The organism is Caballeronia choica, assembly GCF_001544535.1.
GTDB lineage: Bacteria > Pseudomonadota > Gammaproteobacteria > Burkholderiales > Burkholderiaceae > Caballeronia > Caballeronia choica.
This window is the reverse complement of the sequence record NZ_FCON02000089.1, coordinates 1-23,114: the sequence shown is the minus strand read 5'-3', so window position 1 is coordinate 23,114 and position 23,114 is coordinate 1. Positions and strand designations below refer to the sequence as shown.

The following is a 23,114-nucleotide window of genomic DNA, read 5'->3' as shown; positions in this document are numbered from 1 at the left end:
GCATCAGAGGGCGCTCGCAAAACGCGCTGTCGGGTCTCGGGTGCCGCTTGCGTCCATCGTGAATCCGATTCGAGAGAGTGTGTGATGAGCAAATCAATGTTTATCGGCGCGGCAGCCCTGGGACTGAGTCTGATGGGCGCCGCGCCGGGCGCCGACGTGGTGTCGGCGATCGACGGCGTGGCCGCCTACGTGTACCGCAATGACGCCCCCGCAAGCCACACCGGCCAATGCCGCAGTGCGTGCGAAACAGCGTGGCCGCGAGGGTCCGCCATTGCGATGCCGATGGACGAGGGCATCGGCGCCATCGTCAATGACGACGGCGTGACGCAGGTGGCCTACGATGGCCGCCCGGTTCAATTCGATGCGAGCGAACGCAAACAGGGCGACGTCACCCATGAACTGAGCGGCGACGACGTCGGCAGTATCTGGGACCCGATCCGGCCAGCGGCGCACGCGAATCCGGGTGCGGCTTATTCGCAAGTCACCGACGACTTCTGAACGCGGAGCAGCAATGCAAATGAACCAGAGCCACGTACATGGCGCGGCGGATGTGCTTCTGATCGACGAGACGATCGGCGCCTTTTTCGATGCGATCGCGCGGCGGCACGCGGAGCGCGACGCGTTGGTCGTCGCGCATCAGGGCGTTCGCTGGACGTATCGCGAGTTCGCGCAGCGCGTGGACAACCTGGCCGCTGGTCTGAACCGTCTCGGTCTCGCGCCGGGAGAGCGCATCGGCATCTGGGCGCAGAACTGCGCCGAGTGGGTCCTCACGCAGTTCGCCACGGCGAAGGCGGGGCTGATCCTCGTCAATGTCAACCCGGCTTACCGCCAGGAGGAACTCGAACACGCCCTCAACAAAGTGGCGTGCCGCGCGCTGATCCTGGCGCCGGGCTTCAGGGACGCCGATTACCTCGCGATCCTGCGCGACGTTGCGCCCGAACTCGCGTTTTGCGCGCCGGGCAAGCTGCTGTCGGTACGCCTGCCGGCGCTCGAACTGGTGATTCGCCTGGGGCCTTCGCCGAGCGACGGCATGCTGAACTTCGACGATCTCACGACGCCCGCCACCGAGCGCGAACTCCACGAACTCGACGTGCTCGGCATGATGCTGAGCGCCGACGACGCGGTGAATGTCCAGTTCACATCCGGCACGACGGGCGCGCCCAAGGGAGCGACGCTCACGCATCGCAACCTTCTGAACAACGGCTTTTTCGTCGGCGAGGCGATGAAGCTGACCGAGGCCGACCGCCTGTGCATTCCCGTGCCGCTCTATCACTGCTTCGGCATGGTGCTGGGCAATCTCGCCTGCGTGACGCACGGCGCGACGATGGTCTTTCCCGGCGAGGGCTTCGATGCCGAAGCGGTCCTGCAGACGATACAGGCCGAAAAATGCACGGCGCTGCACGGCGTGCCCACGATGTTCATCGCAGCGCTCGATCATCCGGCGTTCGGGGACTACGACCTGTCGAGCCTGCGCACCGGCATCATGGCCGGGTCGCCGTGCCCGGTGGAAGTCATGAAGCGGGTCATTGACCGGATGAACATGCGGCAGGTGACGATCGCGTACGGGATGACCGAGACGGCGCCGATCTCGTTCCAGAGTTCCGTCGACGATCCGCCGGAGCGGCGCATTTCGACGGTGGGACGCGTGCAGCCGCACGTGGAGGTCAGGATCGTCGACGAACTCGGCCGGACGGTGAATCGTGGCGAAACGGGCGAGTTGCTGACGCGCGGCTACTCGGTGATGCAAGGCTATTGGGACGATGAAAGAAAGACCGCCGAAGCGATCGATGCGGACGGCTGGATGCATACCGGAGACCTCGCCATCCTCGACGAGGAGGGCTACTGCCGGATCGTCGGCCGGTCGAAGGACATGGTCATTCGCGGCGGGGAGAACATCTATCCGCGCGAAGTGGAGGAGTTCTTGTTCCGGCATCCGAAGGTCAGGGACGTGCAGTGCGTCGGTGTTCCCGATCCGAAGTACGGCGAGGAGCTGTGCGCGTGTATCGTGCTGCGTGCCGGGATGGAAGCCAGCGCCGAAGAGTTCCGCGAGTTTTGCCGCGGCCGTATCGCGCGCTTCAAGGTGCCGCGCTATGTGAGATTCGTCGACAGCTTCCCGATGACCGTGACAGGCAAGATCCAGAAGTTTGCACTGCGCCGGCAAATGGCCGATGAACTCGATCTGCAACAGGAAGAGCCAGCGTGATGAAGTGGATGAGCGTCGATGAGATGACCGCCGAGGTGGCACTACCGGCCGGTTATCGGTTTCAATGGCTCGGGCGCGCGGAGATCGCGGGGGTAGTCGGGTCGGTCGCCGCGTGGTATCCGGACATCAGTGTCGGCGGCGCGAGCTGTTATCTGCGGGAGGACTATCTCGCGCGGCACGTGGCGCTTGCGGGCGAGGTGGAAAAGGACGTGTTCGTCGTGCTGATCAGGCGGGGCGAGGAACTCGCGGGCCTGTTTTCATGCGAGCGCGATCATGACACGCTCGCGCTTTATGCACGCCTTGCCGTGATCGCGCCGCAGCATCGGGGGGCGCGGTTGGGACAGTCGTGCATCGCGCTGGCGGAGTGTCTTGCGCGGCGGATGGATATGGGGATGGTCTACGGGATGGCTACGCTGAAGATTCCGCATGTGCAGCTCGCGTTCGAGTCGCTGGGGTGGCGGCTCATCGGGATCGCGCCGGGATACGATCGCGAGATGGTCGAGCCTGGCGTGGTGAAGCGGGTTTATGAGGCTGTCTATGCGAAGGTGCTTGTGGAAGAGTCCGATCTTTTGCAACCGCGTGGGCGGAACCTGACGCCGGGTACCAGGCGGTTTTTTTGTCATTTGTTTCCGGAGCAGGGGTTGGTGGGGTGATTGGCGGGTGTTTATGCAGTGATGGGTCGGTGGGCTTGGGGGGGAGTGGTCGTGCTTCCGGTTTTCAGGTAATGAGCATGGAGTCGGCTGTAGGTCGCTTTGCTGGCATTCCCACGCTGATAGCCGCGTATGTCAGGGCTCACTGCAGGCGGTGCGCGCTTTCGAGACCCATAGAAGTCGTCGCAACGACACCATCCGGACTGTCGTGGGCAGTGTGCGGCGATCGTTTTATTCAGGTTTCGCTTGGAATGTGACTATCGTTGACATTCCGGTCAGTTTGGCGCCGGACCAACTCAACAAGTATTGGTACTATGCGGCACATTTAATGTGCCTGTACCACAAGCCTCGGGCATACCTAAACCTACGACCAAACGGAGATACCAGTGTCAGGCGAAATCTACGAAATTGAACCGAAAAACAAAACGTCATTAGTCGAATTTTCTGACCTCCTCCATAAATCCGGCCTTCTTGAAAAATTCGACTTTCGTCAATTGCCGGTGCCCGTACTCTATTTCAGAAATGAATTTCTTGAGTACATAGCTCAACATGGGCTTTTTTCTCTGTATCATTTTTCCACTGCCGTGGAGGATGTCACATCCCCCTCCATGAAAATTAATGAGATAGAAAAAGTTATTGCTAAATTTCTTTCACACCTCGATGGTGCGAAAAGGATTGTTATTATTGATCCCTATTTTTATAGGAAGTCAAAGACCGTCGATGTGCCAGCCATATTCAAGAGTCTCCTCTTTGGTTTTTCGAGCGTTTTGGAAGAAATTGTTTTCGTAACTAATGGAAGAAAGAACGAAACTGGCGTCGAGATGCATGCGGCAGTTAAAGCCTTACGCGCCGGCGCTACGATCAAAGAATTCGTAACTGAGGAATTTCACGACAGATATTGGATTGATCCTGACAAAAATACGGGTATCGTCATGGGGACATCACTGAACGGCTTGGGCAGCAAAATCGCTTTGATAGATAAGTTGCGAGATGATGATGTCGCTGAAATCATAAGGTTAGCCAAAGCGCTTGGTGCGCCACTTTGACGCGGTACTAGCGAACGCACCTTTCGGGACTTTTGTTGGTTCTCCGAAAACGGCGGTCAGGAAATCCACGCATTCCGATTAAGATCAGCGTGGCGGCGCGCCGCCTATAGGCGATACACTGGGCGATCAAAGGCCCACGGGCCGACGAACAACTGGTGTCTGAAGCAGTTCCAACCACCGCCGACGGTTCAGTTATCGACTTGTGGGCATCCTGCTTCTTCGCGGAAATATGGAGGGCTTGCGGTCGATTTTTCACGGGTCGCGCTGGAATGCGTTCTCATTCGCCTCATCACCTGCCGCAACGATGGTTCATCTTTTCCGAACTCCACGCAAAAGCGAGTTAATGATTCTCTGAATCACAAACGCCCATCGCAACCATCAAGCACACCGCCGGCTTTCCTGCTCCCGGTAACTCGGATAATCGGTGTACCCCACATCCGTCCCACCCCAGAATTTCGACCGATCATAATGAGCCAACGGAAACCTGTGCCGCAACCGCCGCGGCAAATCCGGATTAGAAGCAAAGAACCGTCCAAACGCGACCAGATCGGCATCGCCCTTCCGCAGGATTTCCTCCGCGCTATCGCCATTGAAACCACCTGCGGCAATGATCGGCCCATCGAAAACCCCACGCAGCAGAGCAGACGCCACCGGCTGCTGATTTTCATCCAGCGTTTCGATGCCTTTGACACGCGGCTCGATAACATGCAGATACGCCAGCCCAAACCTGTTCAATTCCCCTGCTGCATAGGTAAAAGTCGCTTCGGGATTCGAGTCGGAAATCGAACCCCACTGTCCACTCGGCGACAACCGCACGCCGACACGGTTCGCCCCCCACACCGACACCAGCGCCGTAACCACCTCGATCAGAAAGCGCGCGCGTTTTTCGATGCTGCCGCCATAGGCATCCGTACGCTTGTTCGTGCCGTCTTGCAGGAACGTGTCCGCCAGGTAGCCATTGGCCGAGTGCAGTTCAACCCCATCCAGCCCGGCAGCCAGCGCGCGCTCGGCGCTCTTGCGGTAGTACTCGATCACAGTCTGGATTTCAGCGATATCGATTGCGCGGTGCATCGAAACCGGCACCCAGCCCTTGTGCGTCAACGCCTCGCCTTCGAACGGCACCTCCGACGGCGCGATCGGCGCCGCGCCGCCCGTCAGGTCGACGTGCGACTGGCGTCCGTCGTGCCCCAACTGCATGAAAATGCGCCCGCCCTTCGCGTGGACAGCATCCGCGATCTTCTTCCAGCCCGGAATGTGCGCGTCCTCGTAAATCCCGGGCGCACCGAGGTAGCCACGGCTGTCGTAGGACACATGCGTCGATTCGGTGATGATCAGGCCACCTGCGGAAGCGCGCTGCCTGTAGTACTCCAGCATGATCTCGCTGGGACTGTCATCGCTGTTGGCGCGAAGGCGCGTGGTCGGCGCATGCACCACGCGGTGCTTCAACGTGTAAGGGCCGAGTTGAAGCGGTGAAAAGAGTTGGGTCATCGTCAATCCTTTGAGTCTCGAATGCATTAGCTCTGCTGCCGTTGGGCGGTGGCGCGATCCAGTTGGCAGAATTCGCGGTCGGACAAGGCGATCGCGGCGGCCGCCACGTTCTCTTCCAGATGCGCAACGCGTGACGTGCCCGGGATCGGCAGGATCACCGGGCTGCGCTGCAAGAGCCACGCGAGGGCGATCTGCCCGACGCTCGCCTGATGGTCGCGCGCGATGGTGTCGAGAAGCGAACCGGGACGGGTCAGCTCGCCGGCAGCCAGCGGGTACCAGGGGATGAAGCCGATGCCATGGGCGGTGCAATAGTCGAGTACGTCTTCGCTTCCCCGGTCGCCCAGGTTGAAGCGGTTCTGCACCGTCGCGACCTTGAAGTATTTCGACGCGGCCTTGATGTCGGCCACCGAGACTTCGCTCAGGCCGGCATGGCGGACCACGCCGCTGTCGATCAAATGGCGCACGGCGCCGAACTGCTCATCGCGCGCCACCGTCGGGTCGATGCGATGCAGTTGCCACAGCCCGATTTGTTCGATGCCAAGCCGCTGCAAGCTGCCATGGGCTTGCTCGATCAGGTACTCCGGCCGGCCCTGCGGTGTCCACCGGTCGGGGCCCGAGCGAGCCAGTCCCGCCTTGGTCGCGATGAGCATGCCGGCGCCATAGGGGTGCAGCGCCTCGCGGATCAATTCTTCCGACACGTTCGGCCCATACGAGTCGGCTGTGTCGATGAAATTCACGTCGAGTTCGGGAAGGCGGCGCAGGACGCGAAGGGCTTCGGCCCGATCGGTGGGGGCGCCCCAGATACCCGGGCCGGTGATTCGCATCGCGCCGAATCCGAGCCGCCGGATTTCCGTGTCGCCGCCCATTGTGAAAGTACGGTTGGGGATAGTCATGTCGTCCTTACTCCTTGTGTGAGGCGGGGCTGCCGGGACGGGAGGAAGCAGGCCGTTCCGGCACCAGCGCTTTCGTCATGGGCATCCAACGCGTGTAAACGACGTTCTCCCGGCTTGACGATGTCGCCGATGAGCGCCCTATGAACCGCGGCAAACGTCTGCCGCGGTTCAATACCTCATGCGGCCGTGACCGCCGCTTCTTGCGACCTTACCCGATGCTTGCCGATGCTGGCTGTCAGGACGAGCGCCGCGACTTCGCACGCGGCGGCGGTCCAGCCAAGGTCGCTCACCGAGGTGAAACTCAAGGTCAGCGAACCCAGCGCGGCGCCGAGCGAAAAGCCGAGATACATGAACGAAGCGTTCAGTGACAGGGCGATGGGCGTGCCTCGCAGGCCGGCGAGATTGATCAGCCCTGCTTGCTGCGCGGGGTAGAAGGACCAGTGAGCCACGCCCCAGGCCACCACGCCGATCAGGATCGGCACCAGCGCCAACGTGACCGGCAGCCAGTGCGCGCTCGCCGACATCAGCGAGAACGCGACGATCGACACGCTCAGGCACGGGACGATCACGCGGCCGGGGCCGAGACGATCCACCGCCTTGCCGCCGATGAACACGCCGATGGCTGCCGCGACGCCCCAGGTGAAGAGCACATAGCCGATCTGCGCGCCATGCAACGGCGTGGTCCTGGCGATGAACAGCGCGAGGTACGTATAGATCGCATAGGCGCCCATGGCCCACAGCGTGGTGACGAGCAAGGTCATCAGGATGACCGGCCGCCGTGCGACTTGGATACGCTCGCGCAGCGTGGCGGTCGGCAATCCTGCGCCGATGGTGCGCGGCAGGCCGAACAGCAAGCCGGCCGTGGCGACAGCGGACAGGGCGGCGACACCCGCGAAGGTCATGCGCCAGCCGAGCCGGTCGCCGATCAATGCGCCCAGGGGCACGCCAAAGGCCACCGCGATCGTGATGCCGCCGTTGACGATGGCCAGCGCCGTGCCGCGCCGCTCCGGACCGGCAATGGCGCCGGCCAGTGCGTTTGCGCCGGGCACATAGAGGCCGGCGGCCGCGGCCAACAGGATGCGGGCCGCCATCAGCTCCCAATAGTTCTGGGCGGCCCAGGCAATGACGTTCGCCGCCGCGAAGGCCGACAGCGACACGATCATCAGCGTGCGCCGATGAAACGAGCCGGTCAGGGCGGTCAGGATCGGCGAACTGAGTGCGTAGGCCAGCGCAAACACCGTGACTAGCTGGCCCGTGGCGACAATGCTGGTCTGCAGGTCCGTGGCGATGTCGGGCAGCAGGCCGGCAATCATGAAGCTCTCGGTGCCGACGGCGAACGTTCCCAGCGCCAGCCAGTACAACGGCGCGAGGGACGTGGATTGGGTCGTGGAGGTCGTGATGTGCTCCGCTTACGCTGCGACGGCGACGTCGTTATGGAACGGATAGTCGGTATAGCCGACGTCGGTGCCGCCGAAGAAAGTGGGGCGGTCGTACGGATTCAGCGGCAACTGAAGGCGCAGGCGTTCGGGCAGGTCCGGGTTCGCGATGAAGTCGCGGCCAAATGCGACCAGGTCGGCGTCGCCGGCGCGCAGGATCGCTTCGGCGGAGTGGTCCTTGAAGCCGCCGGCCGCGATGATGATGCCCTTGTAGTGCTTGCGGATCAGTTGAGCGGCGACCGGGCTCGGATCCTTGCTGTCGTCGTCGACGTTGCCCAGCACGCGCGGCTCGATCAGGTGCAGATAGGCCAGGTCGAGCTTTTCCAGTTCCTGCGCCACGTAGGCGAACAGGGCTTCCGGGTTGCTGTCGGACATGTCGCCCCAGGTGCCGCTCGGCCCGAGGCGCACGGCCACGCGGTTGCTGCCCCACACCGAGATGACGGCCTGCGTCGCTTCGATCAGGAAGCGCGCGCGGTTTTCGAACGAGCCGCCGTAGATGTCGGTGCGCTTGTTGCTGCCGTCCTGCAGGAATTGGTCGAACAAGTAGCCATTGGCGGCATGCAGTTCGACGCCGTCGAAGCCGGCCTGCTTGCCGCGCAGGGCGGCCGTGCGAAAGCGCTCGACCAGACCGGCGATCTCGGGGATCGTCAGCGCGCGGCTCGGCGTGTTCGGGATCCAGCCCGCTTCGGTATAGGCGACGCCGCCATGCAGCACGGCGGAGGGCGCCACCGGCTGGCCGCCGTCCGGCTGCAACTGGCTGTGCGACTGGCGCCCGGCGTGATACAGCTGCAGGAAGATGCGGCCGCCTTTGGCGTGCACGGCGTCGGTCACTTGCCGCCAGCCGGCAATCTGGTTGTCGTCGTACAGGCCCGGCGCGCCCAGGTAGCCGTTGCCGTCGGGGGCGGCGATCGTGGCTTCGCTGATCAGGAAACCGCCTTCCGAGGCGCGCTGGGCGTAGTACTCGGCCATCAGCGGGCCGGGCTTGGCGCCTTCTTCGGCACGCATGCGGGTGAGCGGCGCGAGCACTACGCGATGGGAAAATTCGTAGGGACCGACTTTGACTGCGGAATGAAGCTTGGACATGATTTCCTCGAGATTGAGTGGCTGGTGATCTTCGATCAGCAGCGGCCTTTCGACCTTGAGGAGCAGTGTAGGGACGAACCGGGATAAGAAAAATAGGCTAAGGTTCCGAATATATAGGACAATAATGTCCGTAATCGGGGCGGGCTGGGTTGGATTGCGGAGCAGGGTTTGTCGAACTTAGTCCGACAACTCGACCGGCGTCGGCGATACGTTCAATCGGGCGAGGACGCCCGCGCCGTCTATCGAACAAACTGCCCTCGGGGTGCAGTCATGGACAGCCTCAGCGGTATTTCGATGTTCGTGCAGGTGGCGGAAACCCGCAGCTTCACCGAGGCGGGGCGCCTGCTCGGGGTGTCGTCGTCGGCTGTGGGCAAAAGCATTGCGCGCACCGAGGACCGGCTAGGCGTGCGGCTCTTTCACCGCAGCACGCGCAGCATCACGCTGACAGCCGAAGGCGCGTTGTTCCTGGAACGGTGCCGGCGCATCCTCGGCGAAGTCGAAGCGGCGGAAGCCGAGTTGTCCGATGCCGCCGGCAGTCCGCGCGGCAGGCTGCGGATCAGTACGCCACAGCTGTCCGGGCTGATCATGCCCGCCCTCGACGGCTTCATGCTGCAGTACCCGGACATCGAACTCGATGTCGATCTCTCCGATCGCATGGTGGACATCATCGAGGAAGGCTTCGATGCGGTCATACGCACGGGCGAGCAGCACGACTCGCGGCTGGTCTCGCGGCGCCTCGGTTCATGCGGTCAAGTATTGGTCGCGTCACCCGGCTATCTCGAACGGCACGGCCTGCCCGCGCATCCTTCCGAACTCGTTCGACACGCGTGTCTGCTGCATAAGTTTCCCGCCAGCGGCAAGCTGGAGCCGTGGCCGTTTCAGCTCGCGGCGTCGGAAGCGGAGCCGGAACTGCCGCAATCGTTCGTCGCCAACACCATTGAAGTGCTGGCTTTCCTGGCGCTCCAGGACAAGGGCATTACCTTCCTCCCGACCTTCCTCGTGCGGGATGCGCTGACGAGCGGTGCGCTACAAATCGTGCTCGACGATTTCATCGACCAGATCGTCACCTTCTGGATCTTGTGGCCCGCAAGCCGCTACGCATCGCCGAAGCTGCGTGTTTTCATCGATTACGTCAGCCAGAATTTGAAAATCTGAGAGTGTGGCGCGTCGTCGGACAAAAATGTCCGAAATGATCGGAATCCAGGCCTGTTTATCTCCAATCTCCCGAGTCCTACTATCTTCAACGTCGCTGCGCAGATGTCTGCATAGCCGCACATTGGAGAGTTCTTGTGAACAGCATCGTCAGGCGGGCTACAGGCTCGGGCAAGATCAGAGTGGGCGTCGTGGGGCTCGGCCATTGGTCGGAATATGGACACCTGCCTTCACTGAAACTGCTGCCGGAATACGAACTGACGGCGGTCTACAGCCGCAGCCAGGAAAAGGCGGCAGCGCTCGTCGCGCGCCATGGATTCAAATATGCGGCGGCCTCGCTGCAGGAACTGGTATCGCATCCGGAAGTCGATCTCGTCCTCGTGTTGACGCCTGCGTTCCAGCACGAAGAAGGCATCCGCGCCGCGATCGCGGCGGGTAAGGACGTCTACTGTGAATGGCCTCTGACGCCAGACACCGCATTGTCCAAAGAGTTGCTTGCGCTGGCCGACAAGGCGGGCGTGCGCACGATCGTCGGTCTGCAACGGCGCCTCAATCCGGGCTACCGCCATGTGCGCGATGTGCTGGATCACGGCGAGATCGGCGATGTGCGTTCGGTGCGCCTGCACGTGAGCGTCGAGTACTTTCAGCGTGAACGGCCTGCTGCGCTGTACTACACGATCCCCGAAGAGAACTTCTCCAGCCTGCTGTCGATCTACGGCGGCCACTTCCTGGACGCCTTGTTCACCACGATGGTCGGCTATCCGCAGAGCTTGTCGGCGCTGACTGTCAATCAGTTCAGGGAAGTCACGCTGGTGGAAACGGGCGAAACCCTGCCGCACACCAGCCCTGACCAGGTTGTGCTCGCAGGGACCTTCGCCAATGGTGCCGTGCTGGCGGTCCACATCGAGGCGGGAAAGCGCAACAATTTCGGCGTGCAACTCGACATTACCGGCAGCAAGGGCGACCTGAAAATCTCGAACACCACCAGCTTCGGCGCCGCCTTCAACCGCATCGAAATCGCGCGGGGCGATGGGCAGCCGCTGATCGAACTGGCAATTCCGTCGGACTATGACTGGCTGCCGCCCAGCGAACTCGGGGCGAGCGTTCTGGAGTTGGCGAGCCTGTACTCCGCCCATGCGCGTGACGTCAAGACCGGCTCGACGCTTGCGCCCACTTTCGCAGACGCGCTGCGGATGCATGAATTGATGGACCAGATCGCAGAGTCGAATCGCATGGGCAAGCGCATCGATCTATCGTTCAGCACGCCGGCTTAGGCGGGAGAGCCGCCTCTCGCGCTGACGACAATTGCGCTGACCTCCGTGCGTGAAAGCGCCAGGTCGGGCGGCGGCCCTCAACGTCAGAATGCTTAATTCTTCTGAACCCGCTTCGAACTCGCCTTCGACCTTTCGCTCAGGCGGGTAGGCGTCTGCGCGGCTGCTTGAAGTGGTTCTTTCATGACGGTTCCTTTGAAGTGTCGGTACAGGCAACGTGAATCACTGATCCGCAAGTCCAAGTCTACGAACGCGGCGCACATAAAGTCCTTTAGCCAACATGAAGCGTTCTGAGCGGAATGGCTTCTGCCCCACCAGCCTCATTCTTTTTAAGAACTATTAAGTTGGCGGCCAAGGACTCTGTGAAAGCCCGTCGCTAGACTGGGTTCCAGCTTTTCTCGCGGATCAAGCGAGCGCGGCGTGTCTTTCCAGACTGCCCTGTCCATCCAAACGGAGCCTGCAATGCCGAAAGAACTCTTGACCCCCGACTCATGTGCCGTGGCGCTCATCGACTATCAGCCGCAGATGTTCTTTGGAACGATGTCGCACGAGCGCACCACGATCCTGCATAACGTGCAGGCGATCGCCAAGGCGTCGAAGCTCTTCAAGGTGCCGACCATCCTGACGACGGTGGCCGCCAAGAGTTTCAGCGGCGACATGGTGCCGGAAGTGCAATCGGTTTTTCCCGAGTATCGACCGATCGATCGTACGTCGATGAACTCGTGGGAAGACGCGAACTTTCGCAAGGCGATCGAGGCGACCGGCCGCAAGAAGATCGTGATCGCCGGGCTGTGGACGGAAGTATGCGTCTCTTTCCCGACGATCCAGATGATCAACGAAGGCTATGAGATCTACGTGCCGACCGATGCGTGCGGCGACGTCACGCCGGAAGCACACGAACGCGCGGTGCAACGCATCATCCAGGCCGGCGCGGTACCGATGACCTCGTTCCAGTACATGTTCGAACTGCAACGCGACTGGGCACGCAGCGAGACCTACGAAGGCTGCATGGACATCCTCAAGGCGCACAGCGCATACGGCATCGGCGTGCGTTACGCGAAGTCGATCCTCGGCGAGCACGCGAGCGAAGGCGGCTGACAGGCGCCTCCGACCGATGCGCTGCGGTGTCCCGCATGCGCGCTGCAATTCGCATTCTGACTGTATTTCCAGGAACGGCTCCGCGCGTCAAACCCCTACGCGGAGCGCGCCTCACGAGGATCGCCATGAATTCCAGTACTGCCGCGCCGACGCCGGCCGAGGTCGTGTTCTTCAACGGCAAGATCGCCACGCAGGACGACAAACGCTCATTCGCCGACGCGCTCGCCGTCGCGAATGGGCGCGTCGTTGCGTCGGGGCCGCGCGACGCGGTCATGCGTCACGCGGTCGACAGCACGCGGCACATCGACCTCAAAGGGCGCACGGTCATCCCCGGACTCAACGATTCCCACCTGCACGTGATTCGCGGCGGGCTGAATTTCAACATGGAGTTGCGCTGGGACGGCGTGCCTTCGCTGTCGGATGCGCTCGACATGCTGCGCAAGCAGGTTGCCCGCACGCCAGCGCCCCAATGGGTGCGCGTGGTGGGCGGCTGGAACGAATTCCAGTTCGCCGAACGCCGCGGCCCGACGCTCGACGAAATCAACGCGATTGCGCCGGATACGCCAGTCTTCATCCTGCATCTCTACGACAGCGCGCTGTTGAACGCGGCGGCGCTGCGAGCGGTCGGCTATACGAACGACACGCCCGATCCTCCCGGCGGCGAAATCCAGCGCGACAAGCGCGGCAATCCGACCGGCATGCTGATCGCGCGGCCGAACGCCGGGCTTTTGTATGCCACGCTCGCCAAAGGCCCGAAGCTCGCGCCGGAGGACCAGCGCAATTCGACGCGGCACTTCATGCGCGAGCTGAACCGCCTCGGCGTGACGAGCGCCATCGACGCGGGCGGCGGCTATCAGGCGTATCCGGATGACTATGCCGTCATCATGGACATGGCCAAGCACAATGAACTGACAGTGCGCATCGCGTACAACCTGTTCACGCAGAACGCGAAGAAGGAGATCGAGGATTTCGCCAAGTGGGTGAAGCTGACAAAGCCGGGCGAAGGCGACGATTTCCTGCGCGTGAACGGCGCGGGCGAAATGCTGGTCTTCTCCGCCGCCGACTTCGAGGACTTTCTCGAACCGCGTCCAGACTTGCCGGACACGCTCGAAGCCGAGCTTGAAGCGGTCGTCAGGCTGCTGGTGGCGAACCGCTGGCCGTTCCGGCTGCACGCGACGTACAACGAGTCGATCGAGCGCTTCCTCAACGTATTCGAGCGCGTCAACGCCGAGATTCCGTTCGACGGACTGCGCTGGTTCTTCGATCATTGCGAGACCATCACGCAAGCGAACATCGACCGCGTGCGCGCGCTCGGCGGCGGCATCGCGATCCAGCACCGGATGGCCTATCAGGGCGAATACTTCATCGACCGATATGGCGAGGAGGCCGTGCAGCACACGCCGCCCATCCGCCACATGCTGGACGCAGGGCTTCCCGTCGGCGCGGGCACGGACGCGACGCGCGTCGCGAGCTTCAATCCGTTCGTGTCGCTGTACTGGCTGGTGTCGGGGAAGACGGTCGGCGGCACCGCGATGTATTCCAGCGCGAACCGGCTCGATCGCATGGAAGCGCTGCGCCGCTATACGGTCGGAAGCGCGTGGTTCTCGAACGAGGACGACCGCAAGGGCGCGCTGGTTCCGGGCCAGTTCGCGGACTTCGCGGTATTGAGCGACGACTACTTCACCGTCGACGAAAGCCGCATCAAGTTCCTCACGTCGGTGATGACCGTGGTCGGCGGCAACGTCGTGTATGCCGACGAGGAATTCACGCCGCTCGCGCCGCCCGCGCTTCCGGTGAGTCCGTCGTGGTCGCCGGTCGCGGAGTTCGGCGGCTACAGCCGCTACAAGCCGACCGCCATCGCGTGTGCCGACGGCTGCGTGAACCTGTGCGGCGTGCATGCCCATGCGCACGGCTGGGCGTGGCGCAGGAACGTGCCCGTCAGCGATGCGAACGGCTTCTGGGGCGCGCTGGGATGTAGCTGCTTCGCGTTCTGAAATCCGCGGGTTCGTTCCAGGAGGCGAGAGAGGAACACGATGCCAACCCTGACCGATGGCGTGCTGTTTGGCTTGGGGATACTGGTCGTCGATTTCCTTGCCTGGCGCTTCATGGACCGCAAGAGCGAGCAGATGCGCCTGGGTTTCCGGGCGCTCATGTTCGCTCTTTCCACGTATGTCCTGTTCCGCTTCGGCATGAACCCGCTGCGTGCGGCGCCCTGGTCCGACGAGTCGTTGCGTCATCTGCTCGCGCAGGTGCTGGAGCTGATGTGGTGGCTGCAGGGCGCGCGCCTCGCGACCGTGATGCTCGATCGCATCGTGCTGCCCGAGGCGTGGCACAAGGAACGGCTGTTCCAGGATGTGCTCGGCGCGCTGGTGTATCTCGCGGCGGCGGTCGCAGCGATCGCGTTCGTGCTGCAACTGCCCGTGGGCGGATTGGTCGCGACCTCCGGCGCGCTCGCGATCGTGATTGGCCTCGCGATCCAGAGCACACTCAACGACGTGTTCTCCGGCATCGTGCTGAACGCGACCGAGCCTTTTCGCCTGGGCGACTGGATCACGATCGGCGAGGTCGAAGGGAAAGTCGTCGAGAGCAACTGGCGTGCGACCACCCTCTTGAACGGGCAGGGCAACCTCGTCGTGATTCCGAACAGCGTGGCTGCGCGCACCAATATCGTCAACGCGAACCAGCCGTCGCATACGCACGGCATCAGCGTGGTGCTGCCGCTCGCGCCGTCGATCCGGCCGGCGCTCGTGCTGGAATCGCTCGCCAACGCCGCCGCCAGTTCGGCGGTTGTATTGAGCGAGCCCAAGCCGATCGTGAGCGTGCGCCGCGCGACGAATGACGCGATCGAGTATGAGATCGTCTGCTACGTCGACACGCTGGGCAAGAAAGCCGACGTGCGCAATGATCTCTTCGATCTCGCGTACCGGCACCTGCTCTCGCGCGGCGTCGTGTTGCGGCCGCTGTCCGTGCCCGAACCGGCCGTCGCCGGCCCGGACGAGAAGCACCGGCTGCTGCGCAACGTGATGATCTTCCAGACCCTCGAGGACGACGAAATCGCGGAACTCGAAGCGAAGCTGACGAAACACGAGTTCGATCCAGGCGAGACCATCTACGCAGCGGCGGACGAGAGCGGCCACACGCTGCACATCATCGCGCGGGGCGTCGCGAAGGTGAGCGTGCCGAAGAACGGCGGCGAGATCGAACTGAGACGGCTTGCGCCGGGCGATTCGATCGGGCAGTCGGGCATTCTGGCGGGCGTCAGGACCAATGTGATCATGCGGTCGATGACCCACGCGACGGTGTACCGGCTCGACAAGGCCGCATTGACGCCCATCCTCGCACGGCGACCCGACGTGGCGAAGGAGATGTGCCGATTGCTTAGCGAGCATCACGCGACCGAGCAGATGATGCTTGCCTCGCCGGCGAACGGCGATGAGACGTCCGGGGGCTTGTTGCAGTGGATTCGCGACGGCGTGCGGCGGATACACGAGCTTACGTTTTGAGCGGTCGAGGGGAGGGGTGCGCGGGCTTGAAGAACTCGCTGGATGCCGGGCGTGGAAGTGTCTTTTAAGAGTTTTCGGGTACCGCGCCAACCTTGTTTATCGATAGCCTGACTGATCATCCCCCATTTCAGGAGACACCATGAGCAGCCCGGCCAGAGAGACGTTCCATGCCTTCGCCGCGATCGGATCATCGACCGAGCGCGGCGGACGGGTCAGTCGCGTGACCACCTCAGCGCATTGCGAGGGGCACGCGCTCGCACGCATCGGCGACTTCGTCCTCTACAAGGATGGCAGCGAGGCGACGATTATCGACGGCGCGGGAGTCGCCGCGACGTGGGAAGACAAGCCGCTCGCGCTCGTCGGCTCGCACCTGAGCAACGGCGACACGATCATCGAGTCGTTGCAGAACAAATGGGGAGTCGTCGTGCGTGACGATGAGCCCATTCGCGGCTTGTTCGACCCCGACCACATCGTTCAGGAGACGGCCATTGATCCACGGGGCAGCGATGCGTAAGGCCGCGGTGCGGCATGGCGACCCGACGACCACGGGCGGGTTCGTCGTCGCTTATTCCTCCACGCTCCACGACGATCATAGAAAGGTCGCGCTCACGGGCGATGACGCGACCTGCGGCAACTGCGAAGGCCTCTTCAAGCTTTATGGCACGGCTTCCGAAATGACTGAAAACAGGCGGAACGTGGTGGTCGAAGGCGATCGCGTGCTGTGTCCCTGCGGTAAAAACCGTGTAATCGTGGGCAAGAACCCGGGCGTCTTCATCGAGACATCGGGAGGCTCGGCTGTTGCGAGCGGACCCACCCACGACCGCGCATCGTTTCCGGCGTTGCAGCACGACGAACAGTTCACCTTGCGCGACATGGAAACACGTGCGCCGCTTGCGAACGTTCACTATCGAATCCGCACCGCCTCGGGCGCGATCTTTGAGGGCGTCACTAACGCCGACGGCAAGACGATCCGCGTCCAGACGGACGACCCCGAATTGCTCACTATCGAGGTTCTCCACTGACGAGTGATGCCGAATTCAGATTACGTCGATGTGGCGACCGTGACCACGAACACGACGCCGGACTCGAACGTCGATGTCTTCTTGTCGATGGACGGTGAGCCGATTTGCCCGAACATGACCGATGCCGAGTTTCGCGCAACGGTGATGCGACTGCGGGATGACGCGGTACGGTTGATCTCACTCAGGATCAGCGAGCTTGTCACGTGGGCGCCCGTCACGCAGGCGAGACGGGTCGAATGGTTTGGAAACAGCGCACCAGCGACGCGCCAGAGCGTGATGATTGGCTTGTCGGCTGTGAATGCCGTACTGGCACGACTGACGCCCAAGAACTTCGTGCGATCCTCACCCGGCACCGACAAGGCTACCGGTTGCACGCCCGCCACAAAGAACCTCGATCGCGAGGTGGCACACGTTTGTGGACCCGACACGGCGACCCACACCATTTCCATCAGCCCACTGTTCTGCACGCTTCCCGACAGATCGCGAAGCACCAAAGACTCAAAAACGCTGACCATCGTTCACGAAGCGACTCACTTTCTCGATACTATTGGAACCTCCGACCATGCCTATGGACAATTTCTCTCGCGCCGACTCGCAAAGGAATCGCCCGAGAGAGCGCTCAAGAACGCCGATAGTTTCGCGTGGTACGTTTGCTCGGTGGACTAGCTTGTTTGCGTTCGCGGTTACGCAGCAAGCCACGGCGTGTAGCATCGTCTTGCAGATGGGCGCGAACCTGGCGCCTAACGCGACAGAGCTTTCCAATGCGGATCGGGTCGAACTCGCGAGCCTCGCGCTCGATGCGAAAGCGTTGCCTGTGCGCGAAGTTACCGTGGTCATCTATGCGTATGCCGATCCGTCCGAGCGCAACCCGATTCACCTCGTTGAGCGTCGCGTGCGCGGTGTAAAGGACTATCTGATTCAGTTGGGCGTCTCGCCGCAGAAGATCGAAGTGGATCAGCGCGTGCGCCGTTCCCGCCGGGACGAAGGCGTGGAGGACGAGGCCCTCATGGTCGAGTTCGTTCCGCAGTGCCCTCCGCAAGGATGCGACTCGCTCTGTAGCATGCCGACGAAGTAGAGGGACGAGGGATCGCTCCCATGCCAATACTTGCTCGCGGTTTGCGGACTGAGTTTTTGGCGACGCTTAAGGCTTTTTAAGGATCGCCCAAGGTCTTTATTCGTTTTATTCGCTACGCTGCATTGGACAGCCGGCGAGGTCTTCATCCGGCAAGCCGGCAACATCCGGCCACGGAGCCTCACGTAAGCAGCTTCACCCCATCCGACGGCACACGGCGCTGCTATTCGGATTGAAGCATCGCGTGGCGGCGACGTCCGACACTGAGAACGATGACATGAAGAGAATCGTTGCTGGAGTCGAGATACCCGACAGTGCGATGGCCCGGGCCGCAACCGATCAGGTCCGGGCTATCGAGTCCGAGCTGATGTTTCGTCACGCGATGCGGGCATTCCTGTTCGGCGCGCTGGCGGGCCATCGTGGCCAGATGACTTTCGACGCCGAACTGCTTTATGTCGGCGCGATGTTTCACAACGTCGGCCTGAGTGCGGAACACCAGCGTTCCCCATACCGCTTCGAAGTGGACGGCGCCAATGCCGCGCGCGAATTCCTGCGCCAGCACGGCGCGCCCGAGAGGTCGATCGAAGCGGTGTGGGAAGCGATCGCGCTGCATACCACGCCGGGCATCCCCGAGCACATGTCCGGGATCGTCGCGCTGGTCAGCGCCGGGGTGCAGATGGATGTGCGAGGCGCCCGCTACGACGACTTCACGTCTCGCCAACGTGACGAAATCGTGCAGGCATTTCCACGCGAGGCCGGCTTCAAGAAGAAGATCATCGAAGCCTATGCGCGTGGCATGGAGCATCGTCCCGAGACGACGTTCGGCACGGTCAACGCGGACGTCCTCGACCGATCGGACCCGAACTATCGCCGGTTGAATTTCTGCGGGCTGGTGCTCGGATCGGACTGGTCGACTTGACGAGGCGTGATTCGAACCACCACTGAACACTACTGAACCGAATCCATCCCATGCACGCATGGCGCGGATTTGGGAGCGAACGAAGGACAGAGAAATGGGCTACATGATTTCATTGGCAGTAGGTTTTGCAATCGGACTCATCTACTGGCTGCTCAGGGTGCAGTCGCCGGCGCCGCCGCTGGTCGCGCTCGCGGGCCTGCTCGGCATCGTGCTGGGCGAGCATGCGATACCGGTCGTGAAGGCGCAGTTCTTCGCGGAGGCGCCGACGGTGCAGGTCGCTTCGGACGCGAAGGAACGACCGACGCATACCCAGACCCGCTCGACGAATAAAGGCGACTGACGTGCATGAGGCGTGCCTTCCCCTTGCCGGAGAGAGCTTCGTGAAAGACCATGAGGACACGATCCTCGCGCTGATCGCGGGCTACGTCGACACCTTGGGATTCGTCGCGTTGTTCGGCCTCTTCACCGCGCACGTGACCGGCAACTTCGTGCTGATCGGCGCCGAGGTCGCGGGCGTGGGGCAGGGCGCGCTCCTCAAGCTGCTGGCGTTTCCGGCCTTCATCGCTGGCATCGCATCGAGCAGCGTGCTTTTCAAATTCCTCGAACGGGACCACTCGGCGCATGCCGCGAGCGCGCTCTATGTCTTTCAGGCCGTCTTGCTCGTTTCGTTTTTGGCGACTGGCCTCGCGGCCGCGCCGATCACGGATTCGACCGCGTCGATGGTGTTGCTGTGTGGCGTGCTGGGCGCGACGGCGATGGGCGTGCAGAACGCGCGCGGCAAGTTGCTGCGCACGCCCGGATTGCCGAACACGGTGATGACCGGAAACGTGACGCAAGTCGTGCTCGACGTCGTCGAACTGATACACCGGGGCACGCAGGGCGCACAAGGGCCCCAGGTCATGCAGCGCCTTCGGTCGACGCTCGCGGCCATGTGCGGATTTGCCGTCGGTGCGATCTGTGGCGCGGTGATGTACGTCAGGTTCTCGTTTGCCGCGATCGCGCTTCCGGTGGCTGTCCTGCTCTTTCTCGCGTGGCAGGCCAGGGCGTGGGCACCGGCTTCGAAGTAGATTGCTTCGCACAGGCTCGACATGCAACACACCGGGTCTCGATCTGAGACTTCTCCCTGAATCGCCAACACAATCGGGTAATGAAATGCTCAAGTCGCCAATTCGATTCCGCTCCATCGGCCTCTTCGCTGCTGCGATTCTGATTGGGCTCTCGCCCCTTGCGTCCGTTACGTCCGTTACCACGGTTACGTCCGCGTTCGCCGATGCCGGACCGCACGAAGCGCCCTACGGCATGGAGGCGCTTCCGGCCATGCGGCCGAGCGTTTCGGTGGGTCCGCAGTACGACACCACGCACGTGTATGTCGCTTCCGCCGATCTCGATGCGTTCGTCAACAGCTTCCTCGCGACGTTCGGTGGCAAGGCGTCCCCGCGCGCGGTATTCACGGTGACGCCGACGCCCAGCAAGACGGCGTCGCAATACGTTCAGACGCCGGTCGGCATGCTCTCGGTGTTCGGTTTCGAAACGCCGATTCCCTATCCGTTCGGCAACGAGCGCACCGGCTATCTCGTGACGGACATCGATCAGGCGGTGAAATCGGCGCGTGCGTCCGGCGCCGACATACTGGTCGATACCTTTGACGATCCGATCGGCAAGGACGCAATCATTCAATGGCCCGGCGGCCTCACGATGCAGCTCTACTGGCATACGAAGGCGCCCAACTACGCGCCGCTGCACAGCGTGCCGGACAATCGCGTGTACGTGTCGCGTTACGAGGCGAACAACTTCGTTCGGCGGTGGCTGCACTTCTCGCACGGCAAGGTGGTGTCGGACAATCCGCGCGCGGATGCCGGCGTGATCGGCCGGCCGGGCGAGACGATCCGGCAGATTCGCATCGACTCCGGCTTCGGACGCATGATCGTCTTCGTGACGGACGGCAAGCTGCCATTCCCGTTTGGGCGCGAAACGACGGGCTACGCCGTCGACGATGTGGGCGCCACGCTCACGCGCGCGCAAGGGGCCGGCGCGAAAGTGCTGTACCCGCCGTACGGCAGCGGATCGGGCAAGACCGCCGTGGTCGAATTCCCGGGCGGGTACATCGCCGAAGTTCACGATGGCCAGTAAGCCGCCCGGCTTCAGCGCGCGCAGGCGGCGGCGAAGGTGCGCGACGCTGCGGACAGCGCGCGCCCTGCTCATCAGCACGGGTCTGGCCGCTGCGTTGCCGGCCTCGGCGGCGGACACCGCGGCAGGCGGCGCCGACGACACCAACGCGAGCGGCACCACGGCCCCGTCTGCCTCGTGCGCGCGTCCGGCGGTGATGTTCAATCGGTGGCAGGAGAACTGGTCGGTGCTGGCGAATCCGTGCGTGCCCAAGCGGCCGTTCGATTCGCTGAAGTACATTCCGCTCTTCGGCAATCCGGAGGCGTATATCTCGCTGGGCGTGGTGCTGCGCGAGCGGCTCGAAACGAACGACGCGCCGCTCTTCGGCCTCGGCTCCGCGCACGACGATACGTATGTATTGCAGCGGCTCGAAGTTCACGCGGACGTGCGCCTCGGCCCGCACGTGCAGATCTTCACGCAATTCGAGGACGCGCTCCCGTTCGGCAAGGACAACGTCACGCCTGTCGACAAGAACCCGCTCGACTTGCGGCAGGCGTTCGTCGCCTTTACCGACACGCTTGGGCCGGGCGTCGTCAAGTTCCGCGTCGGGCGGCAGGAAATGGCGTTCGATTTGCAGCGGTTCGTTTCCGTTCGCGATGGCCCGAATGTCCGCCAGGCCTACGACGCCATCTGGGGCGATTACGAAATGGGCCCATGGCGCTTCATTGCCTACGCGACCCAGCCGGTCCAGTATCGCGACAACCAGCCCTTCGACGACTTTTCCAACCGCGACCTGACGTTCAGCGGCGTGCGCGTGGAGCGCCAGGGCGTCGGGCCGGGCGATCTGTCCGCTTACTACTCGCGCTACAACCGCACTGACGCGCACTTCATCGACGCGTCCGGCGACGAGCATCGCGATGTGTTCGATGCGCGCTACGCGGGCAAGGTCGATCGTGTCGACTGGGATGTGGAGTCGATGTATCAGTCGGGGCATGTCGGCAGCAAGACGATCGGCGCGTGGGCGGTGGGGTCGCTGGCCGGCTATACGCTCGCGACGGTTCCCTGGACACCGCGGCTCGGCATACAGGTCGATGCGGCATCGGGCGACACGCATCCGGGAGACAGCAGGCTCGGGACGTTCAATCCATTGTTTCCGAACGGGTATTACTTCGCGCTTGCGGGTTATACCGGCTATACGAACCTGATTCACATCAAGCCTTCGCTGACACTCAAGCCGAATAGCAAGCTGACGCTGCTTGCCGGCGTGGGGCTTCAATGGCGCGAGACCACGGCGGATGCGGTGTACGCGCAAGGGTCGGCGGTGGTGCCGGGCACGGCGGGGCATGGCAATCGGTGGACGGGGTTTTATACGCAATTGCGCGCGGACTGGGTGGTCGGTGCGAATCTCGCTGCGGCGCTCGAACTTGTGCATTTTCAGATTGGACAGTCGTTGAGGGAGGCTGGCGCCGGGAATGCCGATTACGTCGGGGCTGAGTTGAAATTTGGATGGTAGGGGGTCGGGGGTGCTGTTTACACCGTTTGATGCACGCAGGCTTCTATGGAACTTGTTTTGGCTTTGGTTTATTTGCACTGCCCCTGTCCGGGGCGGGACTCACTTTCTTTGCTGCTGCAAAGAAAGTAAGCAAAGAAAGCAGCTTTCCAACGCCAATGCTTGCCAGTCGCCGCTAGACGTTATGTCTGAGTGGTCCAACCGGGGGAGTGTCGTTAGCGGGGTTTGATCGTTGTTGGCATGTAGAAGAGGTACGGGCCTCGCACCACTATACGAAGTGGACCAGCAGTCATACATCCAGCTTCGCGCTATGCGCTCACCCGTCAAGCAAAACCGAAACCCCATTGCGACATCATCATCCAACGTCCTTCTCGCCGCATGCTTCGATTCACCACCGCTGGCAGACCCGTCGTCGGGCACGAAGTGCCAGGACGGATGTATGACTGCTGATCCACTCCGTATCGCGGTGCGACGTGCGCGCCTTTTCTACATGCCAACAACGATGAAACCCCGCTAACGACACTCCCCCGGTTGGACCACTCAGACATAACGGTCTGGCGGCGACTGGCAAGCATTGGCGTTGGAAAGCTGCTTTCTTTGCTTACTTTCTTTGCAGCAGCAAAGAAAGTGAGTCCCGCCCCGGACAGGGGCAGAGCAAATAA

At 62.4% G+C, this 23,114-nt stretch carries 23 protein-coding genes; 18 read left to right on the top strand and 5 right to left on the bottom strand.

Annotated features, from left to right (window positions below):
- Window positions 1-84: 84 nt before the first annotated feature.
- From AWB68_RS29085 to AWB68_RS29070, 4 genes are all read left to right on the top strand, one after another.
- Window positions 85-498, top strand: coding sequence for a COG4315 family predicted lipoprotein (locus AWB68_RS29085; RefSeq protein ID WP_125483075.1), 414 nt, complete (start codon window positions 85-87; stop codon window positions 496-498).
- Between the two features lie 13 nt (window positions 499-511).
- On the top strand, window positions 512-2,203 hold the full coding sequence (locus AWB68_RS29080) for an AMP-binding protein (protein WP_200828824.1): 1,692 nt from the start codon (window positions 512-514) through the stop codon (window positions 2,201-2,203).
- A complete protein-coding gene (locus tag AWB68_RS29075; protein WP_087647777.1) occupies window positions 2,203-2,856 on the top strand; it encodes a hypothetical protein in 654 nt (217 codons plus the stop codon). The genes AWB68_RS29080 and AWB68_RS29075 overlap by 1 nt, the downstream gene beginning before the upstream one ends.
- Window positions 2,857-3,239: 383 nt before the next feature.
- Window positions 3,240-3,899: a hypothetical protein gene (locus AWB68_RS29070; RefSeq protein WP_125483074.1), complete on the top strand. Its 660-nt coding sequence runs from the start codon at window positions 3,240-3,242 to the stop codon at window positions 3,897-3,899.
- A gap of 378 nt (window positions 3,900-4,277) precedes the next feature.
- Here the strand turns inward: AWB68_RS29070 and AWB68_RS29065 are convergent, their stop codons facing one another.
- The 4 genes from AWB68_RS29065 to AWB68_RS29050 form a co-directional block, all read right to left on the bottom strand.
- Entirely contained in the window at window positions 4,278-5,387 is a 1,110-nt protein-coding gene (locus AWB68_RS29065; protein WP_087647785.1) for an alkene reductase, read from the bottom strand.
- Window positions 5,388-5,413: 26 nt separating this feature from the next.
- Window positions 5,414-6,253, bottom strand: coding sequence for an aldo/keto reductase (locus AWB68_RS29060; RefSeq protein WP_235028554.1), 840 nt, complete (start codon window positions 6,251-6,253; stop codon window positions 5,414-5,416).
- A 203-nt stretch (window positions 6,254-6,456) separates the two neighbouring features.
- A complete protein-coding gene (locus AWB68_RS29055) occupies window positions 6,457-7,641 on the bottom strand; it encodes an MFS transporter (RefSeq protein ID WP_268810946.1) in 1,185 nt (394 codons plus the stop codon).
- Between the two features lie 48 nt (window positions 7,642-7,689).
- Complete coding sequence (locus tag AWB68_RS29050; protein WP_087647773.1) at window positions 7,690-8,799, bottom strand: alkene reductase; 1,110 nt, start codon at window positions 8,797-8,799, stop codon at window positions 7,690-7,692.
- A 270-nt stretch (window positions 8,800-9,069) separates the two neighbouring features.
- Here AWB68_RS29050 and AWB68_RS29045 point away from each other — a divergent pair, with 270 nt between their 5' ends.
- The 14 genes from AWB68_RS29045 to AWB68_RS28980 all read left to right on the top strand — a co-directional run bounded on the left by AWB68_RS29045 (window position 9,070) and on the right by AWB68_RS28980 (window position 22,455).
- The gene (locus AWB68_RS29045; RefSeq protein WP_087647772.1) at window positions 9,070-9,954 is read left to right on the top strand and encodes a LysR family transcriptional regulator; all 885 of its coding nucleotides are present in this window, start codon (window positions 9,070-9,072) and stop codon (window positions 9,952-9,954) included.
- 134 nt (window positions 9,955-10,088) lie between these two features.
- Window positions 10,089-11,225 carry a Gfo/Idh/MocA family protein gene (locus AWB68_RS29040; RefSeq protein WP_235028552.1) on the top strand — a complete coding sequence of 379 codons (1,137 nt, stop codon included), beginning with the start codon at window positions 10,089-10,091 and terminating at the stop codon, window positions 11,223-11,225.
- Between the two features lie 459 nt (window positions 11,226-11,684).
- The gene (locus AWB68_RS29035; RefSeq protein WP_087647771.1) at window positions 11,685-12,320 is read left to right on the top strand and encodes a hydrolase; all 636 of its coding nucleotides are present in this window, start codon (window positions 11,685-11,687) and stop codon (window positions 12,318-12,320) included.
- Between the two features lie 125 nt (window positions 12,321-12,445).
- Complete coding sequence (locus AWB68_RS29030; protein ID WP_087647770.1) at window positions 12,446-14,314, top strand: amidohydrolase; 1,869 nt, start codon at window positions 12,446-12,448, stop codon at window positions 14,312-14,314.
- Between the two features lie 39 nt (window positions 14,315-14,353).
- On the top strand, window positions 14,354-15,823 hold the full coding sequence (locus tag AWB68_RS29025) for a mechanosensitive ion channel domain-containing protein (RefSeq protein WP_087647769.1): 1,470 nt from the start codon (window positions 14,354-14,356) through the stop codon (window positions 15,821-15,823).
- Window positions 15,824-15,962: 139 nt separating this feature from the next.
- On the top strand, window positions 15,963-16,337 hold the full coding sequence (locus AWB68_RS29020; protein WP_087647768.1) for a PAAR domain-containing protein: 375 nt from the start codon (window positions 15,963-15,965) through the stop codon (window positions 16,335-16,337).
- On the top strand, window positions 16,312-16,845 hold the full coding sequence (locus AWB68_RS29015; RefSeq protein WP_235028551.1) for a PAAR domain-containing protein: 534 nt from the start codon (window positions 16,312-16,314) through the stop codon (window positions 16,843-16,845). Before AWB68_RS29020 ends, AWB68_RS29015 begins: the two co-directional genes overlap by 26 nt.
- A gap of 39 nt (window positions 16,846-16,884) precedes the next feature.
- Entirely contained in the window at window positions 16,885-17,511 is a 627-nt protein-coding gene (locus tag AWB68_RS29010) for a M35 family metalloendopeptidase (protein WP_160110085.1), read from the top strand.
- Between the two features lies 1 nt (window position 17,512).
- The gene (locus AWB68_RS29005) at window positions 17,513-17,920 is read left to right on the top strand and encodes an OmpA family protein (RefSeq protein ID WP_160110084.1); all 408 of its coding nucleotides are present in this window, start codon (window positions 17,513-17,515) and stop codon (window positions 17,918-17,920) included.
- Window positions 17,921-18,194: 274 nt separating this feature from the next.
- On the top strand, window positions 18,195-18,836 hold the full coding sequence (locus tag AWB68_RS29000) for an HD domain-containing protein (RefSeq protein ID WP_087647783.1): 642 nt from the start codon (window positions 18,195-18,197) through the stop codon (window positions 18,834-18,836).
- Between the two features lie 94 nt (window positions 18,837-18,930).
- Complete coding sequence (locus tag AWB68_RS28995; protein WP_087647764.1) at window positions 18,931-19,176, top strand: DUF1427 family protein; 246 nt, start codon at window positions 18,931-18,933, stop codon at window positions 19,174-19,176.
- 40 nt (window positions 19,177-19,216) lie between these two features.
- A complete protein-coding gene (locus tag AWB68_RS28990; protein WP_087647781.1) occupies window positions 19,217-19,903 on the top strand; it encodes a YoaK family protein in 687 nt (228 codons plus the stop codon).
- Window positions 19,904-19,988: 85 nt separating this feature from the next.
- Window positions 19,989-20,966, top strand: a complete 978-nt coding sequence (locus AWB68_RS28985; RefSeq protein WP_125483073.1) for a VOC family protein — start codon at window positions 19,989-19,991, stop codon at window positions 20,964-20,966.
- On the top strand, window positions 20,956-22,455 hold the full coding sequence (locus tag AWB68_RS28980) for an alginate export family protein (RefSeq protein ID WP_087647763.1): 1,500 nt from the start codon (window positions 20,956-20,958) through the stop codon (window positions 22,453-22,455). The genes AWB68_RS28985 and AWB68_RS28980 overlap by 11 nt, the downstream gene beginning before the upstream one ends.
- A 320-nt stretch (window positions 22,456-22,775) precedes the next feature.
- Here AWB68_RS28980 and AWB68_RS49725 read toward each other — a convergent pair.
- Window positions 22,776-23,114, bottom strand: a 339-nt coding sequence (locus AWB68_RS49725) for a hypothetical protein (RefSeq protein WP_143281977.1), incomplete at its 5' end; no start/stop codon positions are given.

Coding starts and splice junctions, on each gene's coding strand:
- AWB68_RS29045 (WP_087647772.1), top strand. CDS start 9,070: ATGGACAGCCTCAGCGGTATTTCGATGTTCGTGCAGGTGGCGGAAACC.
- AWB68_RS29000 (WP_087647783.1), top strand. CDS start 18,195: ATGAAGAGAATCGTTGCTGGAGTCGAGATACCCGACAGTGCGATGGCC.
- AWB68_RS29030 (WP_087647770.1), top strand. CDS start 12,446: ATGAATTCCAGTACTGCCGCGCCGACGCCGGCCGAGGTCGTGTTCTTC.
- AWB68_RS29075 (WP_087647777.1), top strand. CDS start 2,203: ATGAAGTGGATGAGCGTCGATGAGATGACCGCCGAGGTGGCACTACCG.
- AWB68_RS29050 (WP_087647773.1), bottom strand. CDS start 8,799: ATGTCCAAGCTTCATTCCGCAGTCAAAGTCGGTCCCTACGAATTTTCC.
- AWB68_RS28995 (WP_087647764.1), top strand. CDS start 18,931: ATGGGCTACATGATTTCATTGGCAGTAGGTTTTGCAATCGGACTCATC.
- AWB68_RS29080 (WP_200828824.1), top strand. CDS start 512: ATGCAAATGAACCAGAGCCACGTACATGGCGCGGCGGATGTGCTTCTG.
- AWB68_RS29025 (WP_087647769.1), top strand. CDS start 14,354: ATGCCAACCCTGACCGATGGCGTGCTGTTTGGCTTGGGGATACTGGTC.
- AWB68_RS29065 (WP_087647785.1), bottom strand. CDS start 5,387: ATGACCCAACTCTTTTCACCGCTTCAACTCGGCCCTTACACGTTGAAG.
- AWB68_RS28985 (WP_125483073.1), top strand. CDS start 19,989: ATGCTCAAGTCGCCAATTCGATTCCGCTCCATCGGCCTCTTCGCTGCT.
- AWB68_RS29035 (WP_087647771.1), top strand. CDS start 11,685: ATGCCGAAAGAACTCTTGACCCCCGACTCATGTGCCGTGGCGCTCATC.
- AWB68_RS28980 (WP_087647763.1), top strand. CDS start 20,956: ATGGCCAGTAAGCCGCCCGGCTTCAGCGCGCGCAGGCGGCGGCGAAGG.
- AWB68_RS29085 (WP_125483075.1), top strand. CDS start 85: ATGAGCAAATCAATGTTTATCGGCGCGGCAGCCCTGGGACTGAGTCTG.
- AWB68_RS29020 (WP_087647768.1), top strand. CDS start 15,963: ATGAGCAGCCCGGCCAGAGAGACGTTCCATGCCTTCGCCGCGATCGGA.
- AWB68_RS29060 (WP_235028554.1), bottom strand. CDS start 6,253: ATGGGCGGCGACACGGAAATCCGGCGGCTCGGATTCGGCGCGATGCGA.